The organism is Paenibacillus sp. OK060, assembly GCF_900101205.1.
In the GTDB taxonomy this organism is placed as follows: Bacteria; Bacillota; Bacilli; order Paenibacillales; family Paenibacillaceae; genus Paenibacillus; species Paenibacillus marchantiae.
The window spans coordinates 572,050-596,996 of sequence record NZ_FNFR01000001.1; the positions used below are offsets into that span (position 1 = coordinate 572,050).

General features: G+C 47.9%; 20 protein-coding genes. 14 read left to right on the forward strand and 6 right to left on the reverse strand.

Annotation, left to right across the window (positions count from 1 at the left end; translation table 11 throughout):
* Positions 1-29 precede the first annotated feature (29 nt).
* The 3 genes from BLS14_RS02685 to BLS14_RS02695 form a co-directional block, all read right to left on the reverse strand.
* Positions 30-1,592, reverse strand: coding sequence for a response regulator (locus BLS14_RS02685; protein WP_090949338.1), 1,563 nt, complete (start codon positions 1,590-1,592; stop codon positions 30-32).
* Positions 1,567-3,384 (reverse strand): cache domain-containing sensor histidine kinase, encoded by a 1,818-nt coding sequence (locus tag BLS14_RS02690; RefSeq protein ID WP_090949340.1) that lies wholly within the window; start codon positions 3,382-3,384, stop codon positions 1,567-1,569. The genes BLS14_RS02685 and BLS14_RS02690 overlap by 26 nt, the downstream gene beginning before the upstream one ends.
* 108 nt (positions 3,385-3,492) lie before the next feature.
* Positions 3,493-4,782, reverse strand: coding sequence for a Gfo/Idh/MocA family oxidoreductase (locus BLS14_RS02695; RefSeq protein ID WP_090949342.1), 1,290 nt, complete (start codon positions 4,780-4,782; stop codon positions 3,493-3,495).
* A 125-nt stretch (positions 4,783-4,907) separates the two neighbouring features.
* Between BLS14_RS02695 and BLS14_RS02700 the strand changes: the two genes are divergently transcribed.
* Positions 4,908-5,792 (forward strand): AraC family transcriptional regulator, encoded by an 885-nt coding sequence (locus tag BLS14_RS02700; protein ID WP_090949346.1) that lies wholly within the window; start codon positions 4,908-4,910, stop codon positions 5,790-5,792.
* Positions 5,793-5,799: 7 nt separating this feature from the next.
* Here BLS14_RS02700 and BLS14_RS02705 read toward each other — a convergent pair whose 3' ends face one another.
* Positions 5,800-6,234 (reverse strand): hypothetical protein, encoded by a 435-nt coding sequence (locus BLS14_RS02705; protein ID WP_090949349.1) that lies wholly within the window; start codon positions 6,232-6,234, stop codon positions 5,800-5,802.
* A gap of 270 nt (positions 6,235-6,504) precedes the next feature.
* Between BLS14_RS02705 and BLS14_RS02710 the strand changes: the two genes are divergently transcribed.
* From BLS14_RS02710 to BLS14_RS02720, 3 genes are all read left to right on the forward strand, one after another.
* On the forward strand, positions 6,505-6,930 hold the full coding sequence (locus BLS14_RS02710) for a GNAT family N-acetyltransferase (RefSeq protein ID WP_254790071.1): 426 nt from the start codon (positions 6,505-6,507) through the stop codon (positions 6,928-6,930).
* 152 nt (positions 6,931-7,082) lie between these two features.
* Complete coding sequence (locus BLS14_RS02715; RefSeq protein WP_090949351.1) at positions 7,083-7,529, forward strand: RidA family protein; 447 nt, start codon at positions 7,083-7,085, stop codon at positions 7,527-7,529.
* Positions 7,530-7,534: 5 nt separating this feature from the next.
* Positions 7,535-8,125: a GNAT family N-acetyltransferase gene (locus tag BLS14_RS02720; protein ID WP_176854284.1), complete on the forward strand. Its 591-nt coding sequence runs from the start codon at positions 7,535-7,537 to the stop codon at positions 8,123-8,125.
* A 177-nt stretch (positions 8,126-8,302) separates the two neighbouring features.
* Here the strand turns inward: BLS14_RS02720 and BLS14_RS02725 are convergent, their stop codons facing one another.
* Positions 8,303-10,147 carry an IucA/IucC family protein gene (locus BLS14_RS02725; protein WP_090949353.1) on the reverse strand — a complete coding sequence of 615 codons (1,845 nt, stop codon included), beginning with the start codon at positions 10,145-10,147 and terminating at the stop codon, positions 8,303-8,305.
* Positions 10,148-10,171: 24 nt separating this feature from the next.
* Entirely contained in the window at positions 10,172-11,461 is a 1,290-nt protein-coding gene (locus BLS14_RS02730) for an MFS transporter (RefSeq protein ID WP_176854286.1), read from the reverse strand.
* Positions 11,462-11,705: 244 nt separating this feature from the next.
* On the opposite strand from BLS14_RS02730, the gene sbnA reads away from it, so the two are divergent.
* From sbnA to BLS14_RS02780, 10 genes are all read left to right on the forward strand, one after another.
* Complete coding sequence (gene sbnA / locus BLS14_RS02735) at positions 11,706-12,713, forward strand: 2,3-diaminopropionate biosynthesis protein SbnA (RefSeq protein WP_090949357.1); 1,008 nt, start codon at positions 11,706-11,708, stop codon at positions 12,711-12,713.
* Positions 12,714-12,740: 27 nt separating this feature from the next.
* Positions 12,741-13,760: a 2,3-diaminopropionate biosynthesis protein SbnB gene (gene sbnB / locus BLS14_RS02740; protein WP_063563353.1), complete on the forward strand. Its 1,020-nt coding sequence runs from the start codon at positions 12,741-12,743 to the stop codon at positions 13,758-13,760.
* Positions 13,751-14,974 (forward strand): type III PLP-dependent enzyme, encoded by a 1,224-nt coding sequence (locus BLS14_RS02745; protein ID WP_256336128.1) that lies wholly within the window; start codon positions 13,751-13,753, stop codon positions 14,972-14,974. Before sbnB ends, BLS14_RS02745 begins: the two co-directional genes overlap by 10 nt.
* 42 nt (positions 14,975-15,016) lie before the next feature.
* Positions 15,017-16,891 carry an IucA/IucC family protein gene (locus tag BLS14_RS02750; protein WP_090949359.1) on the forward strand — a complete coding sequence of 625 codons (1,875 nt, stop codon included), beginning with the start codon at positions 15,017-15,019 and terminating at the stop codon, positions 16,889-16,891.
* A 23-nt stretch (positions 16,892-16,914) separates the two neighbouring features.
* The gene (locus tag BLS14_RS02755) at positions 16,915-18,987 is read left to right on the forward strand and encodes an IucA/IucC family protein (protein WP_176854288.1); all 2,073 of its coding nucleotides are present in this window, start codon (positions 16,915-16,917) and stop codon (positions 18,985-18,987) included.
* A gap of 134 nt (positions 18,988-19,121) precedes the next feature.
* On the forward strand, positions 19,122-20,093 hold the full coding sequence (locus BLS14_RS02760; RefSeq protein ID WP_176854290.1) for an ABC transporter substrate-binding protein: 972 nt from the start codon (positions 19,122-19,124) through the stop codon (positions 20,091-20,093).
* Positions 20,094-20,383: 290 nt separating this feature from the next.
* Positions 20,384-21,385, forward strand: a complete 1,002-nt coding sequence (locus BLS14_RS02765; protein ID WP_090805688.1) for a FecCD family ABC transporter permease — start codon at positions 20,384-20,386, stop codon at positions 21,383-21,385.
* On the forward strand, positions 21,382-22,389 hold the full coding sequence (locus BLS14_RS02770; protein ID WP_090949367.1) for a FecCD family ABC transporter permease: 1,008 nt from the start codon (positions 21,382-21,384) through the stop codon (positions 22,387-22,389). The genes BLS14_RS02765 and BLS14_RS02770 overlap by 4 nt, the downstream gene beginning before the upstream one ends.
* 45 nt (positions 22,390-22,434) lie before the next feature.
* Entirely contained in the window at positions 22,435-24,033 is a 1,599-nt protein-coding gene (locus tag BLS14_RS02775) for a helix-turn-helix domain-containing protein (protein ID WP_176854292.1), read from the forward strand.
* Positions 24,034-24,109: 76 nt separating this feature from the next.
* Entirely contained in the window at positions 24,110-24,922 is an 813-nt protein-coding gene (locus BLS14_RS02780; protein WP_090949371.1) for a phosphotransferase family protein, read from the forward strand.
* Positions 24,923-24,947 lie beyond the last annotated feature (25 nt).

Sequence of the window (24,947 nt, forward strand, 5' to 3'; positions counted from 1 at the left end):
CATACCGGGGAGAGGGAGAAGCCGGAATCTCATTTCTTCGGATCATGATTATCAATTTTTTCGGAATGCAGCAAACGATAATCCGAAGGACTTATGTTGAACATTTTTTTGAATTTTGAACTGAAATAGCTTGGGGAACGGAAGCCTGTCAGCTCTGTAACATCCCAAACGGTTAGTTGGGTTTCCTTCAGTAAACGTATGGCATGTTTCATTCGCACCTCGGTTACATATTGAATAAAAGAGATGCCGGCAGCTTCTTTGAATATCTCTGAAAAATAGGTAGAGTTGTAGTTATATTGCTCAGCTAACGAAGTTAATGTCAGTTCCAGCATGTAATTTTCCTCGATATATCGTTTGGCCGATTCAATGACCGTATCTTCTCCAACCTCGGATGGCTGCTGTTGATTCACAAAATCTTCCGCCCAATGCATCAGCAGCAGTTCTGCCTGGTCTGGAGTCTTTAGCCAAAGCACCCATTCCGGGGAAATCCACGAGGATTCCTGTTCGAACAATAATGAAATTTGAAAAAGGCTTCGGATCATATGGGAAGTGGATATCCGAAATGAGTAAGCAAGCTCCTTTCGAATCACGCTGCGGAAGGTATCCAGCTCTCCACGAATGAGGCAACGATGCAGCATGCGACTGGTTTCCTCAGGCAGTAATGGACTATGATCTACTTCGGGTACACGGTCCTGTGCACCTTTGCGTCCAGCAGAGTTCCATGCCAATAGGGAATGAATATAGCCTTCTTTCCAGCGCTCAAACCCAGACACGGACAATCCCAATCCAACTTGTACATCCATCGTTAAAACAGAGCGGGTCTGTGCTGTGATCTGCTGAGCAAATTCGTGCTGAATACCTTCCAATGTTATGAAATGCATAATTCCAGGGTGGGCTCCGTCATGGAACACTTGCACATTAACTGGATAGGACTGGGCCATTTCGTGACAAAGCAGCTCAAAGGGAAGGTAGAGCTTTTCGGGAATACGTTCCACTGAGGCAGTCTGTATACCGGAGTCTCGCATGCCAGCGGTGATGAAACAGACGCTGTGATCCTGCCAGGATTCCAGATGAAACAGCCGCATCCGCTCTGGCAGTGAAGAAGGTGGGAGGCGATGCCCCCTAACAAGATCAAGCAGGAAACGTTGCTTCATTTCTTTGTAATACTGGGAGAGACGCCATTGCATCATTTCGGAATCGCCGTGCAGCTGTTTCTTTTTATCCAACTCATCTTTGATTTTATTTAAAGTGGTTTTCAGTTCATCCCGGGTTACAGGCTTCAGCAAATAGTCCATGGCCTGGCTGCGCACACCTGCTCTGGCATAGTGGAAATCTTCATATCCAGTGATGATCATAATTTGAATGGAAGGATTAAGGCTTCGGCAAACGTCCAGCAATTGGACGCCATCCATGACAGGCATGTTCATGTCTGTAATTAACAAGTCAAAATGTTCAGCTTTCAGAAGCTCTTCCGCTTCGATGCCGTTTGCTGCTTCACCTGAAATGATAAAGCCCATGTCTTGCCAGTTCACTTTCAATTTTAGTCCTTCGCGAACCTCGATCTCGTCATCTGCGATCAATACGTTGTACATCATATTCCTCCTGTGCGGGTAGAATCAGTTCAATAGACGTGCCGTTATGCTCTCCGTTCTCGATCTGAGTGTTAAACAGACTTCCGTAATGCAAGCGGCAGCGTGCAACCACATTACCGAGCCCAATGTGCCAGCTTTGGCTTCGCAATAGGGGTTCGAGCTGAGATGCTTCAACAGGATCATGAATTTTCTGGATGATTTCGGCTGGAATCCCGGGCCCATTGTCTGAAATGTTGAAATGCAGGCGGTTATTCCGTCTGGAGATCCGGATGTGTACTTCTGCCGTCGTCTGATGCTGGAAGCTGTATTTGACGGCATTCTCAATAAGCGGCTGAAGAATAAATTTGATGATGACCAGGGAATCCAGCCTGCCTTCCTGTGTCAGAGTAATGTCCAGCTTATGACCGAAACGGGTTTGCAGAATGGAGATATAGTGCCGGATATAAGCCAGTTCCTCTGCAAGCTGTACCCTGTCGTCACTTGTATTCATGGAGAATCGCATCATTTTGCCCAGATCCTCAATGACCTGAACTGTATCATCTGTTCGGCGCTGCATGGCGAGACTGCTCACCAGTTCCAGCGTGTTAAACATAAAATGGGGATTAATCTGCATGAGCAGCGCTTTATACTCAGCTTGCTGGCGGAGCAGCTTCAACTCGAATTCATTCTGGATGTGCTGTCGCAATCGGCTGATCATGTAGCGGAAAGTGGAGATGACATAACTGACTTCGCTTTTTACATTTTTGTCCGGAGGTAGAAGGGACTCTGCTTGATCGAATGCGCCGCGTTGTACCTGTCTCATGGCCAATACCAGTCGTGTTAAAGGTTTGGTGACGCCATAAGAGAGCCAGGCAGCGGCAAACAAAGAGACGAGAATGAGAACAATGGTGACCACCAGAATGGTACTCTGAAGTTTGTGAAGAGAAGAATATAGCTCTTTTTCCGGTGCCAGACCCGCCAGCATCCAGCCCGTACGCCCTAGCTTTTTGTATACCAGAATGTCACGCTGTCCTTCATCATTGTTCAGGTACACCACACCCGATTTGAGCGAGTTGTTCCGAATCTGATCGATTTCTGCTAAAGCTTCGGCACCAAGCTGATTGGCCTGTTGGGAAAGAATAGGGCTTCCTTGTTCGCCCAGCAGAAAAATAGTGCTGCTTTCGGCCAGATGGATTCGGTTAAGCGGTTCCAGAAAGTAAGATTCGCTGACATTAATTTTCATCACATTTTGGGCTGTAGCATGGTGAAAGGTCCCAATGGGCATCAGCAGGCTAACTACCGGGTTGCCGTGATCCCTTATATTTTCATGTTGATCGGTATGTGCAGGCAGCCAGTGATTCCCTGAGATAAAGAAATTTTTGTACCATAATTCTTGCAAGAAGAGAGGGTCGGTCGTTACTTGATTTTCACTGCCAATCCTCAGCCCGTTTCGTCGATAGATGGATACATCGGAGATACTGGTGTAGCTGTTCGTAGCCTGGGTCAGAAAACGGCTTATCGCCAGATTGACAAGCATCTTTTCCCCTTCAGGAAGGTTGGGGTCACTCATCGCGTTATCCCAGTTCTTGGCGGTATCGCTGTTGAAAACAAGAGAAGCTACATCATAGATCTGCATTTGAACCATATCGACATAGGAGCCGTATTCCTCCATCTTCTCAAGAGCAGAGGATTCAATGTAAGAGCGGATCACGGTACGTGATTCCTTAAAGAGTAGGAAGGAGAGTGTGCCAAAACAAAGAACGAAGAGCACAACGATAAAGGCGATCAGGCGGCTTTTTAATGAGAAAAACATGGGTTCCTCCTTAAGCGAATAGACTTCAAGACCGTCGTCAAAATGGGAAAAAGACTGCGTATCATACGCAGTCTTTGAATTAAATGTGGTTGGAGCTGCCTTGCGTTCCTAGAAACGAACCAGATTGTTGATGCGAACAGGTAAACCAGTTGCGATAGCGCGATTGGCTGCAATTCCGGTGAGGATGGATCTTGCTCCGTCGAATTGGTTGGCAGCGCGGTGGTAGGGATCTTCCGCTGGCTCTCCAAACAGATCATTCAGAAGTACAGGATCACCTCCGCCATGGCCGCCTTCTTTTTCCTCGACCTGAACCTCGTATGGGGCATCGAACATGGGAAGGACACGCAGTGTTTTGCCAATCAATGCACCTTCAAGATTTTTGTCACCCAGCGAGTTAACATAGGATTGTTCCACAATGTTCATTTCGATCCGGCCTTTGGTGCCGTTAATGGCGATGCGATAACCTTCCCACGGCTGGTATGCAACCAGTGAATAGGTCAATATGGCTTTATTCTGATACTGGACAAGAACGCCCATCGTATCCTCGATGTTGATGCCATCTCCGAATACGCTTTGATCCCGCTGGTAGCCGTCTTCCGGCTCAGCATCCAGATACATGGCTTTGAGATGTGCATCCGAATCCAGGTGCAGGGCAAAAGGATCTTCTTGCGCAAGCGGGTTGCCTGTTGCACGAGTGTAAAACTGGGTCACGCCTCGTTCCTCTGCGTTCTCTCTACCATAATACATGAGATCGCCGAATGCGAAGACGGTCTCAGGCTGCGAACCGATCCAAAAATTGACCAAGTCGAAGTGATGCGTGGATTTGTGTACGAGCAGTCCGCCACTATTACGCTTGTCCCGGTGCCAGCGGCGGAAGTAATCTGCGCCATGGCGCGTATTCAACAGCCATTCGAAGTGGACCGAAGTCACTTTTCCGATCGTGTCATTCTGAATCAATTCCCGTATCTTGGTATGGTGCGGCGCATAGCGGTAGTTAAAGGTGACGCGTATGTTTTGTCCAGTCCGTTTGACGGCATCAAGAATATCCTGACATTTATGCTCATCGATGGTCATGGGCTTCTCAGTCACAACATCACAGCCAAGCTCCATTGCTCGAATGATGTATTTGTGGTGGGTGCGGTCGATACTGGTTACAATGACGAAGTCCGGCTTCTCGTTCTCAATCATCTGATCGAACTGATCTGCAGTATAGGTTGGCACCTCATTGTATTTATATTTTTCCCTCAGCAGCTGATTGGCGTAATTCATGCGTGTCTGGTTAATATCGCAAAAAGCTGCAAGTTCGGATGTTTCCCTGAAATTTTGGGCTAATGCTCCATAGAAAAATTCAGCACGGCCGCCTGTTCCGACCAATACATAGCGTTTTTTGTTACTCATGTCTATCGCCTCCTTGAATATAGCTCTAGACTATAACAAGGAAGCACTTCTTTCGCCGCTTTTTGTGCGTAATCGCTTTCAAATGCCGCTTATTTTGCTATAATTCAACTAAAGGGGGCAGCTGCATGATACAGACATTTCGAGCGGATTACAATGATCCCACCGGATATTTGAATATCGAATATGATCGCCGCATTGGATATTTTTCCATGACGGATGACCATCTGCATGACCATTATGAGCTGTACTACCTGCTATCGGGTGAGCGCATATACTTCATCAAGGATCGAACTTACCGGGTCCAAGCCGGAGATTTCGTATTCATTAACCGGAATACCGTTCATAAAACGATGGAGAGTGGAAGGCCAGATCATGATCGAATTGTTCTGTATATCAAGCCAGAGCTGTTCACCGAATTAGCCATTGTACCTGAGCTGGTAGAGGGGCTTAAGGAGCCATTCGGCTGGAATATTCCCATTCTGAGGCTTCCTTCACAGGTAAGTGAAACAGCGGAACGAATGGTCAGTGAAATGATTGATGAGATGGTCCATAACAGAGCTGGAAGCAGCCTGCTGCTGCGTCACCGATCCGTTGAACTCCTGTTGTTTGCTTACCGCAATAAACATTTGGGCACCGTGCACTCGGCCGATAGTGAGCCGGTTCTGCATCCCAAGGCACAGGCAGTGGTGCGTTATCTCAACGATAACTATCATCAGGATTTAGCGCTGCCGGAGGTTGCTGAATTATTTCGAATTAGTCCCCATTACCTCAGCCGTCTGTTCAAACAGACCACAGGTTTCACGTTCAGCGATTACCTCAATCTGCTTCGGGTGAAGGAGGCACAGCGGTTGCTGCGTGAAAGCGAGGATTCCATAACGGAGATCGCTCTGCGATCGGGATTCAGCAATTTTTCACATTTCGGGAAGATGTTCAAGCGCACGGTTCAGGTGTCTCCGAGGACATATCGTCAGGAGTTTAGAGAAGTAGGTTCGACGAGAGTGCAGAGATAGGATGGGTTTATTTCAATCGTTGGAGTCCCTTAATAATGATGTTTGTTTTGTCACTTACCTTTTGTAATTCTTTCAAAGAAAGCTTCGCATAGTCTGGGGGAAACAAGTGCCAGTACTGATGGAAAAGATCACTTCGCTCAGTATATAACCTTTGGGCTGTTCCATCGACGATATTCGTAATGAGCCCATAATAATCGAAAGCGTTCTTCATATTGTTCGTATAGATGCTCAGGTTTGTTTCATCTGTTGTTTTGTTGCTTTTGATGTATCGATCCAGCTCTTTTTTATAATGTATACTTTCCAAAATAACACTGCGGTAAGCGGAGTCTGCAGAAGACTCGACACGATGTTTGAGTTCACGATACTTATGAAAAAAGATGGATGCAATAATCAGAATGATAGTGAATAAAATCAGAATAATATGTCGTGTTTTTGTACTCATAAATACGTCCTTGTTTATGTATTTAGTATGTTCCCATTTTGAAAATGGAGTTCTACATAATAACATGTAATGACACTTAAACCTATAGGTAAATACAGGAAGGGAATTCTTGCGACTCGCGATCCGAAGCTGAATATGTAAAAAACGAACCTGAGCTATCCTGCGTGCGCAGATAAAGCATGGGTGAATTTCTCCTTTTAGTGTAACGGAAATATGATAGAATGTGGAAAAATACTGCAAGTAATTCCTGATAAGATGGGAGTCGGAACGATGTATACATATAATGAAATGACAATTGATCATTATGATCAGGCCATTAAGTTGTGGGAACGAACGCCAGGAATGGGACTTAGTGAAGAAGTTGATTCAAGGAAAGCTATTTCGGCATATTTGCAGCGCAACCCGGGGCTAAGTTATGTATGTCTTGATGAGAATAAGAATCTTATTGGTACTGTATTATGTGGAAATGACGGCAGAAGAGGATTTATGTACCATGTAGCCGTAGATCCTGCTCATAGGGGGCGCTCCATTGCCAAAACGCTCATTCGGTTTAGTCTGGAGCAATTGAGACATGCCGGCATTATGAAATGTCATTTGATGGTGCTAGATGATAATGAAATCGGTAATCGTTTTTGGGCAAGCCAGGGGTGGCAGCGGAGAGACCATATTTTGTTGTACTCTTCGAGCACGCTGTAATTAATGACTTATATAGAAGGGAAATATCCATTCAGTCCATTTTCCATCTTGCGGTTCAAGAGCAACGGGAGTATATTGAGATTTAACTAAATTAGGAATAAATTGAAAGATTGATAGCTTGTAATGACATTTTGTACATAAAGGAGAAGCCGATGATACAGACCAGATTGGACGAATTGGGCATTGTATTGCCCAAAGCAAGTACGCCGGCAGCAAAGTATACCAATGCGGTGATTGTAAATGGAATCATGTATGTGTCCGGTAAAGGGCCGGATACGCAAGAGCGTGGCAAACTGGGGGAGCAGTTTACGACGGAGCAGGGATATGAATTTGCTCGAAATGCTGCCATCGAGGTGTTGGCTGTCGTTCAGGAAGTGCTTGGTTCGCTGGATCGGGTGAAACGGGTGGTTAAAGTGCAGGGGTTCATCAATGCCACTGCCTCCTACGAGGAGCACCATAAAGTGTTAAACGGGTTCTCGGATCTCATGCTGGATGTGTTCGGAGAACAGGGAGTACACGCCCGTTCCGTATTTGGTGCTGTATCCGTAAGGGATAACTTGCCGCTGATCATTGACTCGATATTCCAGGTGGAGGAGTAGAATTCATGACCAATCCAGCTTCGATTAATCCGTTAATGCTGTCTTTTCCCGAAAGTTTTGAAACACCGCGTTTGACTATTCGTGCCCCGAGGTGGGGAGATGGAGCGGCAGTAAATGAGGCAATTCGTGAAAGTGCGGAGCAATTACGTTTGTGGCTGCCTTTTGCCGAGAACATACCTTCATTGGAGGAATCGGAAGCGAATGCTCGCAAAGCCAGACTGCAATTTCTGGAGCGTACCGACATGATGCTTCATTTACGTGACCGATTTACGGATGAATTCGTGGGCAGCAGTGGACTGCATCGAATCGACTGGAATGCCCGTTGTTTCGAGATCGGTTACTGGATTAGAACTTCGCGTGCAGGTGAGGGTCTCATGACGGAAGCAGTCAGGGGTATAGAACAGTTCGCAATATCTTATCTGGAGGCGAATCGGCTGGAAATCCGCTGTGATGCCCGCAATGTGCGAAGTGCCAAAGTGGCTGAGCGCGCAGGTTATACGCTTGAAGGTGTACTGCGCAAGATGCGGCGTGACAGTACAGGTACGTTAGTAGATATGATGGTGTATGCCAAAGTAAGAGGCGATGAGTTCGAATAGAATGTTTGAATTGAGATAAGAAATGAATCGGAAAATGATTTGAAAGAAAGAAAGAAACGGCTCCTGGAAGAACATGTTGTGTTGTTCTCCAGGGCCGTTTTTTGGTGTGCAAATATTGGAGGCTGGGAGGTACTTAATAGACTGCTGAATGAATTGGAGCAGATAAAAGGAACCTCCTTACCTCATTGGATTGGGAATGTTGACGTATAGCGGCGTCTCACCACGCTGATGGAACCGGCTGAGCAGATTGGCTTTGGCCGGTAAGGTCTCGGTGGTCAACAGATCACGAATGACGTCGTTGATGTGCGAGGACTCGGCTGTCTTTTTCCGAAGCTCCTCTAACGTATTTCTCACCACCCTCCAGTATGGCTGCTCCTGTTGACCAGTATAGTATGCCAGACGCTGCACCACATGACTGAGGTGATTGACAAAGAAATAATATTTCAATCGATGCCGTGATTCTTCCTCCGTATACAGGACAGGACTGTTGGCGTTGACTACCTGATAGATCCAACCGTGCTGTTCCGCTAAAGCTCGATTGACACTGATGCCCTCCAGATCCCTAACCATAAATGTGGCAGGCATGCCGTCTTCAAGACGCAGCATGGAATTCTGTACATGAGCTTCCAGACTAATGCCTGTCTCGGCATACAGTTCCACAAGTGGAACCATGGACAACTCCAGATATTGACGAAGCCATTCATACCAGTCTGTCTGCACCCTCGTATCATTTACACGATCCGGCGACGAAGATGATTGGAGACTTTCCCGGACAGCCCGGAACAACAGCGGTTCAGTTTCTCCGGGAAGCACCTCCATGAGAGAGGCCACAACATAAGGCGCCCCTGAAGCAGAGCGGCAAGACTCTGGTGCTTCACGCAGGATCATGGAGAATCCCGAGATCAGCGCATCCTGAGTAGACGAAGGTATCTCTGGAACCTTCAAGCTACGGTAGCCTTTTTCCAGCAAAATTTGAAATTTCTCTGACGTCCAGCGATCCTGAATCTGCTGTACTATTCTGGATGCATCCAGTGTGCGCAGCAACTGCTCTTCATTGTTCTCGCGAATAAAGTTTGTAATTCGAATATGAAGAGACAGCTTGTAGAAACAACCTTCCTTCGGATTCCAGACCGTGCGCACCGATGAGGTAGGATACACCGAAGGCCCGGTAGTGCCTAGATCAATCAAAGTGCCTTGTCGTAATAAGGACTTTACAGGTTCAAGTGTCCGCAAATAGGCGGCCTGCCAAGGATGACAAGGGAGCAGGACATAATGTTTGCTTTCCAGAGAGAGGTGCTTCCAAGCGGCCTCGGCCATTTCCGTAGGAACCCAGGGTGCTTCACTGCCATAGTCCACGGTATCCAGCCAATCCTCGAACACAAGTTCAGGTGCTGCGGCAAAACAACTGAGAGGAAAGCTAACGCCAAATTCTGGCGAATAGGCATGTGAATCCGAAGAACTGAAGCCCTCCAGACTTTTCGGAGTTGGATGAAATGGATGACCACATAGCAGTGCCTGTTCCAGATAGCGAAAATCCAATGTTACAGGAGAGGTTGTGTTCAGCGCGTGCTCCAAATAGGAGGTCATATGCTCCAAACTGTTGTAAACCATCTGCTCCAGCTCTACTCTTTTCAACATTCGGGCTTCTAGATTGGGTTCTACAGATGATATTTCATCGAGCAACAGCGTCGTTATTTGTTCAAAAGAAACTTCTCTCCAACCATCGGGCTGTGCCCCGCCTGATTCTGCAATGTGAAACTTGTCGCCATAGACATGATGTCCAGCGGCGGAACGATGAAGCAGATTTCCATATATCCTCTGACCAGTACGCGGAAGCTCAATAACAAGCGAAAGGTCTGGCCGCGTGGCAATTCGAACATAAGGATCATGCTGCTCGGTTTCTCGAAGATAGGCGTTCAATATACGGCTTAGCATCTCCTGACGGGCAATTCCGCTCGGCGATACTAAAGAGGGATGAACTGTCTGCTGGAATGGATCGATGGTGACGTTATCCTTGGTCATGATTGATTATCATCCTTTCACATATTATTGGAGTGGCAGTTGTACGGGAGCTTTTGGCTCATGAACCGCTGGGCGGCGTACAGCAAGCGAAGCGGCGAGCATGACTGTCCCCATGACAAGAAATACAGCTGGAATTCCCCAGATACCTCCGATTAGAACCCCAATGGACGGACCGGCAATCTGACCAGCCATTAACATGCTGTTGGTAGCTCCGATGCGCACGCCCCGATCCTGATCGGTTGAGGATTTCAGCACGTTGAGCATGACCGTCTGCAATAGGGCACTGTAGAAGAATCCTTGCAGAAAACGTACAACCAGCAGCCAGGCCACCCCGAGTGGAAGTGTATGTGCAAGCAGGCACAAGCCGCATAACAAACTAGCCAGCCGGAGATTGCGTTCGGGTAAGTAACGATCATTTCGCTTACCCCACCACGATGCGCCAACCAATTCACCAACCGAAGACATCGCGAGCAGAACCCCGACGGTAAGCGCAGCTGCACCTGAGGAAGGGACGATTTCACGAATAAACGGAGTAAACATCGTAAATGTTGCAAAATCTGCGAGCTTGAAAATGATGCCTGCGATAACGAGTCTTCGGGCAATCGGATGTGTAATCAGCGAAACGAAGGCATGGATAATTCCGCTCTTGTTTTTGTTTTTGCTATGGTTGTTCAACATAGCGACCGAAGGCTGGTGCTGTTCCACAGGAGATACTTGAGTATTGTTCTTGGCTGGACGAGTCCGATGCGTCGTCGCCCCCGTTAATACGATTGCGGCAAGCACAGCAAAGCTCAATGTCAACGAGGCCGTAATGAACAATAGCGGACGACTTCCCCATGTGTTTACACATATGCTTCCTAGCAGTGGTCCCACGAGAAGACCTGCTGCCGATGCCCGCTCCAACTGTCCGAGCGCAGAACCCTGCTTTTGGCCAGGGGCATGGGTTCCCACAAACGCACTGCTCGCATCGGATATGCCACCGAAAGCCCCCTGGCAGAGACGGAACAAAAAGAATTGAAAGGGCGTCTGAGCAATGCCCATCAGAAACATGCTAAGGGCCAGTCCGACCAGCGCTCTGACAACCATCCATTTTCGACTCCAACGATCTCCGATCTTACCCCAAAAAGGGGTTAGCAGTGCGTAGGATAGAGCAGGTGCAGATATGGACAGACCTGTCCACATCAGCACTTCTTCCGGCGTTCCCGCGTTCAGATGCTCCATGTAGTACGGTATAAAAGGGCTGATTCCAGTCAGCCCGGCACTGGAAAGAAAGCGCCCACCCCACAAAATGCGGACGCTCTGTTTCCATGCCATTTGAGACATCATGTGTCCACTTCACCACCTTGATTTTGGCAATTTGAAACCAATTGCTGATCAGATTATCAAGAATGATTCTCAATGTCAATCTTATTTTTTTCAAAAACTTTCCAAAAATTTTAGTGTTGACAGGAAAAAAAAGGATATGCATAATAGGCCCTGTGTCCAAATTTGAAAATGATAATCATTATCAATAAAGCGATTTTGGACAACAATATGCCCAGAAAGCTGGTGTAAACACATGGAACAAAGTACCCTGCAAATCAAGGATCGCTCGCTTAAAGTTGCGGATTCCATTATCGATTGTATTGGTCAAACACCACTGGTTCGCTTGAATTCCCTGTTCGGATCTTCAGGAGCATCGGTGTATGCCAAGCTGGAAATGATGAACCCCGGCGGCAGCATGAAAGACCGACCTGCAAGATACATTATCGAGCAGGGTCTGCGAGACGGAACGATCAAACCGGATACGCATCTCATCGAGAGTACTTCAGGAAACTTGGGAATCGGTCTCGCATTAACCGCCAAACGATATGGCCTGAAATTCACCTGTGTGGTTGATCCAAAAATCACATCAACGAATCTGAGAATGATAACCTACCTCGGGGCACAGGTTGACATGGTGACTGAACCGGACGAACACGGAAGTTATTTGCAATCCCGTATTCGCAGGGTCAAGGAGTTAGCCAGTCAGGAACCGGCAGGTTACTGGATCAACCAGTATGCCAACCCTTTGAACTGGCAAGCTCACTATCATGGTGCAGGTCAGGAGATTGTGGAGCAGATGGATGGACAGATAGACGTACTAGTGTGTGCAGTGAGTACGACTGGAAGCATTCTGGGCATATCCCGCCGTGTGAAAGAGGCAAATCCGCATGCGCGGATCGTAGCCGTTGATGCAGTTGGCTCGATCATTTTTGGCACACCATCACGTCGGCGTGAATTGCCGGGTATCGGCGCCAACCGTGTCCCTGAGTTATTCAGCCCGAACGAGATTGACCAAGTTATTCATGTGGACGATCGGGAATCTGTGCTGGGCTGCCAGAAGCTGTTGGAACGGGAAGGCATTTTTGCAGGAGGTTCGTCCGGATCACTGGTTGCTGCACTGGAAAAACTGGTTCCAACCTTGCGGTCTTCAGCCAAGGTGGTTACTGTTTTCGCAGATCGTGGAGAACGTTATCTGGACAGTGTGTATGACGAGCAATGGGTTAATCAATTACCGCCAAGCCAAACGATCAAGAGTATATAAAAAATTATCTCGGAGGAGAGATCAGATATGAGTACCGTTCAGGATCATAGCCTTTTGTATATGAGTAAACAGGATATTATAGATCTGGGAGGGCTGTATTCAGAGCCATATGTCAAAGCAGTAACCCGTGCACTGGAGCTTCATGCCAAGCGGGATATCGTGCAACCGTTGAAGCCTTATCTGCGGGTTAACGAGGAGAGCGGTCATATTGCCGATCGCATTATTGCGATGCCTGCGTATGTGGGTGGCGATGTAGCGATCAGTGGTCTCAAGTGGATTGGGAGCAAACATGATAATCCGGCCAAGCGTCATAAGGAACGTGCAAGCGCTCTTATTATCCTCAATGATCCGGAAAGCAACTATCCGGTGGCGGTGATGGAAGGCAGCGTGATCAGCGGGATGCGTACGGCGGCAGTTACAGCTATCGGGGCAAGGTATTTAGCCAGAGAAGGTTTCCGCACAGTGAGCGTGATTGGCTGCGGGGTGATCGCCAGAATGCAGATCACCTCGCTGCTTGAACAATTTGACTCCATTCGGACCATCCATTTGTATGACCTGAATGCCGATACGGCCCGCCAGCTTGCCGATGAAATTGGTTCGCGTTTTGATCAGGTTGAAGTACGGGTGGAAGATTCGTCAGAACAAGCGGTACGACAAGCGGAAGTACTCGTAACAGCTACGGTAGCCTCATCGCCGCATATTCCGTATGAATGGATTGCCAAAGGTACATTTGTCAGCAACATCTCGATTATGGATTTGCACAAGGATGTATTTACGCAGGCAGACAAAGTAGTCGTGGACGATTGGGATCAATCCAACCGGGAGAAAAAGATTATTAATCAGCTGGTGCTGGAGGGCAAATTCTCCCGTGAGCAGCTTCACGCTGAACTCGGCGAGATCCTGATAGGGGAAAAGCCAGGACGCGAACATGAGGATGAGATTATTGTGCTGAACCCGATGGGGATGGCGATTGAGGATATTTCCAGTGCGGCAGAGATGTATGCAAGAGCCGTTGAACAAGGAAAGGGCACACGTTTATGGCTATAGAGCTGAATACAGGGCGTATGCCTCAGGTTGCAAGAGTCCGTGAGCATTTATTGGCACTGAAAGAACAACAGACCGAACCGGTATGTGCCTACATCCGGGATGTAACAGCACTCGTCGCTCATGTGCATCAGCGTGTACAATCCATGCCGGAATCTAGTCAGCTGTTCTATGCCATCAAAGCCAACTCGGAAGAAGAGGTGCTTCGAGCGCTGGCCCCTGTAGTTCATGGCTTTGAAGTGGCATCTTTGGGCGAGATCGTGAAGGTGAGACAAGTCTCAGCGGATATTCCGATTCTGTTTGGTGGACCAGGCAAGACAGAAGCAGAGCTTCGGGGAGCGATAGATCATAAAGTGCAGCTTATTCATGTGGAAAGTATGCATGAGATAAACAAGCTGAACGAGATTGCGAGTCAAAATGACGTTCGGGTATCCGTATTGCTGCGGATTAACCTGAAAGGTCCACTGCCTCAGGCGACACTGGCGATGGGCGGTCGTCCGACCCAGTTCGGAATCGACGAGGTCATGCTGCCACAAGTCATGAACCAGCTCCGACACTTGCCACATATTCAGGTGGAAGGGTTTCATTTTCACTCCCTTTCGAACAATCTAGATGCGGAGCAGCATGTGAAACTGATTGAGTATTACTGCACCATCGCGCGGGATTGGGCGAGGCAATATGGTTTCACGCTTCGGTATTTGAATGCCGGGGGTGGAATTGGTGTGAACTATGCGCATCTGGAGCAACAGTTCGACTGGAACACATTTGTGAATGGTATTGCACCGGTATTGCAAAAGGAACTGCCTTCGGAAACGACTTTGTTGTTCGAATGTGGGCGTTACCTTACGGCATCGAGTGGGTATTATGCAACCGAGGTGCTGGACGTTAAAGTCAACCACGGCAAAACATATGTCATCGTGCGTGGCGGTACACATCATTTTCGCCTACCCGTTTCTTGGCAGCACAGTCATCCGTTCGAGGTGATTGAGGTGGAGAACTGGACGCATCCGTATGACAGACCCGAGGTGAAGCAAAACGCTTTTACAGTGGCAGGCCAGCTATGTACTCCGAAAGATATTTTGGCAAGTGATATTACGTCAAGCGGGGTTCGGGCAGGAGATATTTTGCTGTTCCAATATGCGGGTGCTTATGGCTGGGCGATCTCGCATCATGACTTTTTGAGTCATCCACATCCGCAGCACATTTATTTGCATTAACACGTAAACGGTTTGAGGCAGTGCAATCATGGGAGGTGTCATATGAACGGTCTAACAGCAGCATTGGTCAGGTCCGATGAGTGGATAATGGTGCGGCGACGTATTTTCAGGCAATTGGTGGAGTCGTTTCTGTATGAGCAAATCTTGAATGAACCGGTGATCGGGCCTTATGCGGAGGCAGAGTATACACTGCGAGGGGAGACGGAGACAGGAGAGAAGGTGGAATACACCTTTTGGGCTGTACGAAAAGAGAGCTTTAACCGCATTCGGTTGTCAGATAAACCAATTATGCGGGTAACATCGAAAGATCGAGCGGAAGCAGATTCCATTCCTCGTTTTTTACTGGAGATGGCTGCGCATATTGCCACATCCGAAGCTCAGCTGGGGCAATTCATGGATGAGCTTCAGCAAACCCATCTGAAGGACACGCTGTCTGTGCGATGTCGTGCTGGTCAGCCCGAACCTCGGGTATCGGAATATGACGAGTGGGAATCTGCCCTGATTGAAGGGCATCCGTATCATCCTTGTTACAAATCCAGAGTTGGATTCACGCTCTCTGACAATGAAGCCTATGGACCGGAGTTCGGACCGGAATTCAAGCTGGTCTGGATTGCGATTAAACAGGATGCAGCCCAAATATCTATTTCGTCTTCACTGGACATGTATGCTGAGTTTATCCATAACGAGCTGGGGCAGGAGCTACAGACATTCAAGTTGATTTTGCAGGAAGTTATATCATCTGCGAACTTGAAATTGAACTCGGTTGCTGATGCCGAGGTGAAGTTGAATACGGATGGGGATGCAAGTGTGGACGAATATGTATTTGTTCCTGTGCATCCCTGGCAGTGGGAGCGAATCATATCGGTGGCGTGTGCGGAGCAACTTCGAACAGGGGAGATTGTGTATCTGGGTCAAGCAGGTGACACCTACCGTCCTCAACAATCCATTCGCACATTGACGAATGTGAGTCATCGTGATAAACCGTATGTCAAACTGCCACTGAATATGGTGAATACGTCATCCGGTCGAATTCTCGCACAGCACACAATTATGAATGCGGCCCGTATCTCTGATTGGCTTGGTCGTGTGGTGGCAGAAGATTCGTTTTTACAGGATGAGCTTGGTCTGATTGTGCTGAAGGAGATTGCGGGGGTATCGTACCATCACCAGAAACTGCCCAATATGCTGGAGCAAAAAATATACGGATCACTCGGGGCTATCTGGCGGGAAAGTCTGCATCCGCGCTTAATGGCAGGAGAAGAGGCTTTGCCATTCAATGCTCTGTGTCATCTCGATCAGCAGGGCACTCCGGTCATTAAACCGTGGATAAATGAATATGGCCTGGATCGCTGGACCCGGCAATTGCTAAATATTGCGGTGGTACCGCTGATACATCTGCTGTACGCACATGGGGCGGCGCTGGAATCACATGCGCAAAATATGATCATCGTGCTGAAAGAAGGATGGCCCAGCCGGATTGCGCTTAAGGATTTCCATGACGGTATCCGTTACTGCCCATCCATTCCTCACCCGTTTGGATACCCGGAAATTGAATATCCGCCTGCCAACCATCAGCGGGTGAATCGCAATTCGTTTGTGGAGAAAGAAGACCCTTCTGAGGTGAAGGACTTTATGTTGGACGCGTTGTTTTTTATTAATCTGACCGAAGTGGCATTTTTTCTGGAGAAGCACTTTGATCTGAGCGAAAAGCAATGGTGGCGCATGGCTACCGAAGTGATTTTGAATTACCAGGAGCGGTTCCCGGAGTTACAGGCGCGATTTGAACAGTTTGACGTTTTTGCATCCGAGATCGAAGTGGAACAGCTGACTAGACGGCGAATTCATGAAGGGCCGGGGGATTGTGTGCATCGGGTAAGTAATCCACTGCATGTCTACAGGCCAGTTCGGCAGAATTAATCAGGGGGGAGGAGAGCATGCGCATGGAAAGTACGAGAATATCTGAATATCAGAGCCATGATGAGGATCAGGAGAGGCAACCGTTTTGCAAAGAGGACTCCTTTAGCCATCCAGAAAATGTTGTTGCAAGTTCTAGACTTGGAGTGGAGAAGGAGCATTGGCAAAATCAACAAAGAAAACTGTACACCGCAGCGCTGTCTTCATACCACTATACCGATGCACGCAGACGCATATTCAGACAGTTGGTTGAATCCTTGATGTACGAAGGTGTTATGGAATATACCTCAAGGGAGGAGCAGGGGTTCAACGTTTGGGAAATGGAGGGTACAGGGCTGAATGGTGAACGGGTCATCTACGCATGCAAGGGAACAGGGCATCTTACCTTTGGTCGTTTGCGGTTGAACCATGAACCGATTACAAGACGTGTCTGTGTGGATGAGGCTCCGGCTTGGGTTTCGGAAAGTAACAGCATTCAAAAGGGAGAACCTATTCTGCCTGGAACTACAGCCGGCCAAGAAGCGGAGTCGATTTCTCTATTTTTGCTGGAAGTTGGACCAGCGATAGGCGCCGATGAAGGGAAGCTGCTGCATTTTGTTAAAGAACTGGAGCAGACGCTGATCAATGACACACTGGCGCGATATGTACGGGCTGAGCGGCAGACTGATCTACATGCTCTTCCCGATGAAGACTGGGAAAGTGGAATCATCGAGGGTCATCCATATCATCCAAGTTATAAATCCCGTATCGGCTTCCGAATTGAAGATCAGCTTGAATATGGACCCGAGTTCGGTGGATGCATTAAACCGATATGGGTGGGAATTCATAAGCAAAACGCACGGATAAGTCATGGCACGAATGAACATGGACCGGCTACAAGGGAATGGCTTCAGGATCAACTTGGCGAACAAGTGTTGGAACGCTTCCTCATGGCACTACAGGAAATGGGTGCTGATCCGGCAGAGTATGTGATGATGCCAGTCCATCCGTGGCAATGGCGAACAACGATCAGTTCTGTTCTTGCAGAAGACATTCGTAACGGGAGCATCGTACCGCTTGGCAGCAGCGAAGACCGATATACTGCTCAACAGTCGATCCGCACGCTAGCTAACCGATCACGTCCCCATTCACCGTACTTGAAGCTGTCGCTGAGTATGATCAACACATCAACTGGTAGGGTGATCGCCCCACATACGGTTGAGAATGGACCTCGCATTACCGACTGGCTGCAGGGAATTAGCAAGCAAGATCCCTACTTGAGGGATGAACTGCGTGTCATTCTTTTGGGAGAGATTGCTGGCGTTGCATACGACAATCATCAGATACCGGATGTTTTGAAGCCACTCTCGTATGGTGTACTGTCCTGCATTTGGAGGGAAAGTGTATATTCCCGGCTGGAACCAGGTGAATCAGCGATTCCGTTTAATGCATTGTCTACACTGGACTATGCAGGGCGCCCGGTGATTGATCCTTGGGTGAAAAAGTTGGGTGCTGATGAATGGTTGTCCGAGCTGTTACTGACTTCGGTACGACCGCTCATTCACTGGTTATTCGCTCATGGGATTGCGCTGGAGTCTCATGCACAGAATATGCTGCTAATTCACCGGGAAGGCAGACCCTCACGCGTTGCGCTGAAGGATTTTCACGATGGAATTCGATTTACAAGAGAGGCACTTGCCGATCCAAAGCTCTGTCCAGCGCTTGTCGAGGTGCCGGAATATCATCGTCGTGTGAACCGTAATTCATTCCTGGAGACGGAAGAACCGACAGAAGTTCGGGATTTCATACATGATGCCTTTTTCTTTATCAATCTTGGAGAGCTGGCTTTGTTCATGCAGGAGCATTACCAGATCAGAGAGCAGACCTTCTGGAACAGTGTTCGTAAGATCATTACCGACTATCAACAGCGTTTCCCTGAATTTCATGAACGGTACGAATTGTATTCCTTGTTTGATCCTGAGATCGGAGTAGAGCAATTGACGAAGCGGCGCTTGTTTCCAGATCATGAATTGCGTATTCATCAAGTTCCGAATCCACTGGAGCACACGATTATGGATAAATATGGGTCTAAGGAGGATGAATTAAAAAATAGTATATGAGATCAAAAGAATATTGCATGGACAGAAACTGGAATTGTGGGATATTGTTTTAATAATGATAATCATTATTGATTAGGTTATTAAATAGGATCAGGGGGTTGGATGGGATGCAAGTAGAGAGAAAGAGGATTGGAATGAAATCATGGGTACATTTTGCTATGCTGGCGGTACTGATGCTGGTGCTAGCGGGTTGTGGAAATTCGGGATCGGGTGCAGCCAATGGTTCAGCAGCGGAAACCGCTCCAACCGAACCAAAGCAAGAAGAAACCGTAGCCAATACTGGCGATACACGTACCGTCAAAGATGCATATGGTGAGGTACAGGTTCCAACCAATGCAAGTCGAATTGTGGTACTGGACATTGGGGCCTTGGATAATTTGCTCGAGTTGGGCATTAAACCTGTAGGCGCACCTTCCATCCTGGCAGCAGGCGATCCGTATCCGGCTTATCTAAAAGGCACAGAAGGCATTGAGAATATCGGATCGGTGAATGAACCAAGCCTGGAGGCTATCGATGCACTGAAGCCGGACTTGATCATTGGTAATAAAGATACACATGATGCTATCCATGATCAGTTAAAACAAATCGCGCCTACGGTGTTTGTAGAAACACTTGGGGTTACCTGGAAAGAAAATCTGCAGCTTCATGCCGATACTGTAAACAAGCTGGAAGATGGCAAGAAGCTGTTGGATACATATCAGCAGCGCATTGAGGAATTGAAATCTACGCTTGCAGGCAAAGATGCCAAGGAAGTATCGCTGTTCCGTCCCCGTGAAGACAAAATTCAGGTCTATCTGAAAGAAACATTTGCAGGTACGATTATAGAAGATTCCGGAATTGTTCGTCCCGCAGCACAGCAGGATGCAGGCTTCTCCAAGGATATTACGGAAGAACAGATTGCTGATCTCGATGGTGACGTAATCTTCTGGTTTAACCGTGAGCCGGATGCATTCGCCAAACTGGAGAAAAGTAAATTGTGGGCAACGTTGAAAGGAGTCCAAAACGAAGCTGTGCACCCGGTTGACTGGGAGTACTGGATGAGTGGCCTGGGCATTCAGGCTGTAAACAAGGTCGTGGATGACCTGAACACCTATGTAGCCAACTAAACGCAAAACATGCTGGACCTTTTCTAGCGGCAATGGATTGGGATTCAGCACTTATCAATTGCAATTATGCTTCCAAGTGGTCATAGCTTAACTGTAAAATTGGGTCGTCGAATGTGACGATCCAATTTTTCTGATTTTTCTGCATAGGGCTCGTTCCATGTTATATTCGTGCTCTATATTTGTTCTTATATAATAGAAGGATAAATTTTGACAGTTCGTTTTTTCAAGTGATTTATACAACATATTGAAGTACATAAATCAAGCAGCATGCAGGTTGGAGGCGTAGAAAAATGAACACAAACACCAGGTTTAAAATCACTGGTTTAGCAACGATCATCGTGTTGACACTTCTCGCGTTTCTATTCAGCATCATGTATGGCATTGTACAGATTCCATTGCGTTCTGTTGTGGATACGTTCTATGCCTTTGACGGATCGCGTGAACACCTAATCATTCAAACCGTTAGGCTGCCAAGAGCGGTTATTGCCGCAGTGGTTGGCAGCTCACTGGCTGTGGCCGGGTGCCTAATGCAGGCGATTAGCCGCAATGCTCTGGCAGGCCCTGAACTGTTCGGTATTAATTATGGCGCGGCACTTACCGCGGTGCTTGCTTCCTTTTGGCTGGGAACGACGTCTCTACAATTATTTGCATGGTCTGCGCTGTTGGGGGCCGCGGTTGCAGGCGTGATGGTTTTCCTTCTCAGTTCCACGGGCAGACAACCCTTATCTTCCGTAAAACTAGTTCTGGCAGGGGCTACATTAAATTTGTTATTTGCTTCATTGACACAAGGCATTCTTATCCTGAATGAGCAGTCCCTGGATACGATGCGTTTCTGGTTGGCGGGTTCATTAACAGGCAGAGATCTTGATCTGTTTATTCAAATTCTGCCTTATCTGATCATTGGCATCATCTGTGCGTTTGCATTAAGCAGTCAATTGAACATTTTTGGCTTAGGAGATGAAGTGGCTCAAGGATTAGGACAGCGAATGAAGATGATTAGGATCATCTGTATTATCGCCATTGTTCTGCTGGCTGGCAGTGCCGTCGCACTTGCCGGACCCATCGGGTTTATCGGGTTGGCCGTTCCGCATATTGCAAGATCGATAACAGGCAGTGATTATCGCTGGGTAGTTCCTTACTCTGCTGTTCTCGGGGCACTACTGCTGCTCACAGCAGATATTGGGGCGAGATTTGTGTTGCCGGGGCAGGAAATTCCTGTTGGGGTGGTTACAGCCTTCTTCGGTGCTCCTTTCCTCATCTATCTGGCCCAAAGAAAGGAGAGATCGATATGATTTCTTCTATTATAAAGAGACGTGCAATCACCCTTATTCTGATCCTGTTGTTATTGAATGTGGGAGCGCTTGTGCTTAATGTGATGTCGGGAGATCGCTCCATCCCTCCGGGAGAAGTATTGCGTAGCTTGATAGGCAGAGGAGATCAGGAATATCACTTCACCATTCATCAGTTAAGGCTGCCCAGGGTACTGACCGGTTTTCTGGTTGGATGCGGTCTGGCATTGGCGGGTACAATCCTACAGGTCATTACGAGGAATCCTCTGGCATCACCTGGCGTGATTGGGCTGAATTCGGGTGCGGCTGCGGCGGTGGTTGCCGTCATGGTGCTGGTTCCTACTTTTCCAATGCGTCATATGCCGTGGATTGCATTCATTGGAGCCTTTCTCGCGGCCGCGGTAATCTATGGATTGTCATGGAGAAAAGGAGAGGCGAGTTCCACGGTTCGCATGCTGCTGATTGGTGTGGGCATCTCTTCAATGGCAGGTGCGTTAATCACGTATTTGCTAACGGTAGGCAAAATATTCCGGGTCTCCCAGGCTTCCGTGTGGATGGCAGGTAGTCTATACGGACGAACGTGGGAACACTTTTGGCCTTTAATGCCGTGGCTGCTGATCCTGTTTCTTCTATTAATATGGATGTCCAGATGGCTGGATATGTTTCTGCTGGATGTCCAGTCGGCTGCTGGACTCGGTCTGCGGGTGGAGACGATGCGGGTGTTGTTCCTTCTGATGAGCGTAGGGCTCGCCGGGTCTGCGGTGTCGATGGCAGGAACGATTGGATTTGTCGGCTTAATGGCCCCTCACATGGCAAAACATCTGGCAGGCAGCCGGAGTCTGGTTCGCTTGCCGATTGCGGCGTTGCTTGGAGGACTGATCGTCATGCTCGCAGATCTCGCCGGACGGACATGGTTCGCTCCGTATGAGATTCCAGCCGGATTAATTACGGCGATTATTGGGGCTCCGTATATGATGTATTTGCTGTTACGACGCAGAGGGATATAATGAAGAAAAGGATTCAGAATGCAAGAAAGGCTGGTGCATTTTTTCATGCCATCATATGTGAACGAAGCCAATCTAATCTATCTTTTATCTTCAGTACGTAAACGAAAGTTTCCCATGACCCGACAAGCCAAACATGTTCGGGTTCCTGTATACATATTATGCTTTATTACAGAGGGCGAAGGGGTTGTTGTACTGGATGGTGCGCTACAGAAGGTTCGTCCTCTCCAGTTATATTTGCTTGTACCCGGCATGATTGTGGAATTCCCGGAACAAGGTAGTACGTTCGAATATTATGGTGTATGGTTTGAACCGATTCGGCTAACCAAGACCAGAGGTAGATATGAAACATTGCCTTCCCTATCCTTATCCGGTGCACTCTCACCAGGGCATATTCCCGTTCATCATCCACAACAGATCCTCCAACAGATCGTGCAGTTGTATCATCACAGTCGGCAAGAACGAAATCGGGATTCATTGAATTTGAGAATTCAGTTAGAGCAATTGATCCAGAATATTATGAAGAATGAACCGGAACAGCTGGATACCGTAGTGGATGAACGGGTTGAACGGAGCATCCTTTATATGGAGCAGCACTATACGGACAAAGTAAGCATTGAACAGCTGGCTGAAGCAGCAGGTGGCATGCCGCCGGTTGCTTTTTCACGTTTGTTCCGAAGTGAAACAGGTCTGCCACCAGTCGAGTACCTGAGCAATGTGCGCATGACCCATGCAAAACAGATGCTGAATACAAAGAACAGTCGAGTGAAGGAAGTGGCAGCTGCAGTCGGGTTTCGAAGTGAATTTTACTTTAGTCGCATGTTTCAGCGCATGGTGGGTGTATCCCCTACATTATATATGAAGCGAGGCAAGTTAAAGGTGGCTGTAGCATCCTCACTCGGATTCGGAGACCATCTGAAATCAGTTGGAATCGAGCCGGTCTGTGTGGTGGATTTATTCCAATATCCAGGACAGAGCAATGAACAGTATGCGGAACAATTGCACAGCCAACTGCTGGAATTGGAGCAGTCCAATCCGGATATGATCATCGCCGATCATTATCATACAGAGTTCAGAGAGCAGTTTAAACAAACGGCTGCGCCTGTATTTCTGGATTTCTCTGTGTGGGACTGGAAAGGAAACTTTGAGAAAATTGCCGAGTTGGTGAACCGGGAACGCGAGGCTGCGGAGATGCTGACTCGTCTGGATGTGCAGACTGAGACAACAGGCCAGACATTGCGCCGGATACTGGGCCAGGAACGGATCACTATCATGCAAGTGAGCCACCGGACGATTGGCATTCAGGGCAGGGTGAATCATCCGCTCAATGAATTGGTATACGGCGAGCTTGGTCTGCGCCCGGGTAATCAGGCTCCAGCAGAACTGTGGCGTATGGAGCTGCAACCGGAGGCCATGCCTGTATTGGAGACGGAACATTTGTTAATTCATCATCATCATATTCTCGCCGGTAGTGACAAAATGTATGACCAGTTGACCAGAACGGCAGCATGGCCCCAGATTCCGGCGGTGAAGGATGGAAAAGTTAAGCGCATTCCCAATTGGTTTGTGATGAGCTGGACTCCACTGGGGAGACAACGAATCATGAATGAATTGATGGCAGCCGTGGGTGAACATCAACAGCGATAAACAGCACTGAACTGGTAGCGTTACAACAGGGATCGTACTGCAATAGGTAGTCTACTCATGTTAGGGAGAGTGAAGAATGAGACGTATTGGGCAAGGACGAACGGCTGAGATCTATGAGTACCCATCAAATCAGATTATGAAATTATACCATGCGGATTTTCCTGCCGAAGCCGTCCAGAATGAGTTTCGAATTACCGAGGCAGTATTCCAAAAGGGCCTACCTGTGCCACAGGCAAGATTGTATATGGATGATGAATCGCGTAAAGGGATTATATTTGAACGGATTGAAGGCAACACGATGTTATCCCTCATGATTCAGGAGCCCGTGTTGATCGAAGAACTATCGCGTCAAATGGCAGTCTGTCATCATAGCCTTCACGCCCAACAGGATGATGAAGGAGCACTCCCCACACAAAAGCAGATTCTTACTGGGGCCATTCGCAATACCTCTCTATTGTCGGAAGAAGAAAAGGTGCAGGTTATTAATTATATGTCGTCGCTTCCAGAGCGAAAGCAAATTTGTCATGGCGACTTTCATCCCGATAATGTCATGTTAAATGAAATGAGAGATCAATATTGGGTTATAGACTGGATGACAGGCATGTCGGGTGATCCAGCGGGTGATGTGGCACGAAGCTGGGTAATATTAATGAGCGGTACGTTGCCGGAGGATACAGACCCGGCTGTTCATAAGGGATTTGAATTGGCTCGCAATGTAATGCTGGATCATTATATCCAACATTACATCCAGATTTCCGGGATATCTCGCCAGGAGCTGGATGCCTGGATTTTGCCTGTCGCGGCTGCACGTCTAGACGAGAGGTTACCTGCAGTGGAAGCGGATCAGTTAATTAAGCTTGTGCAGGATCGTATTCGTCTGCTGAAATGACATATTTAGTGTAACTAACAAGGAT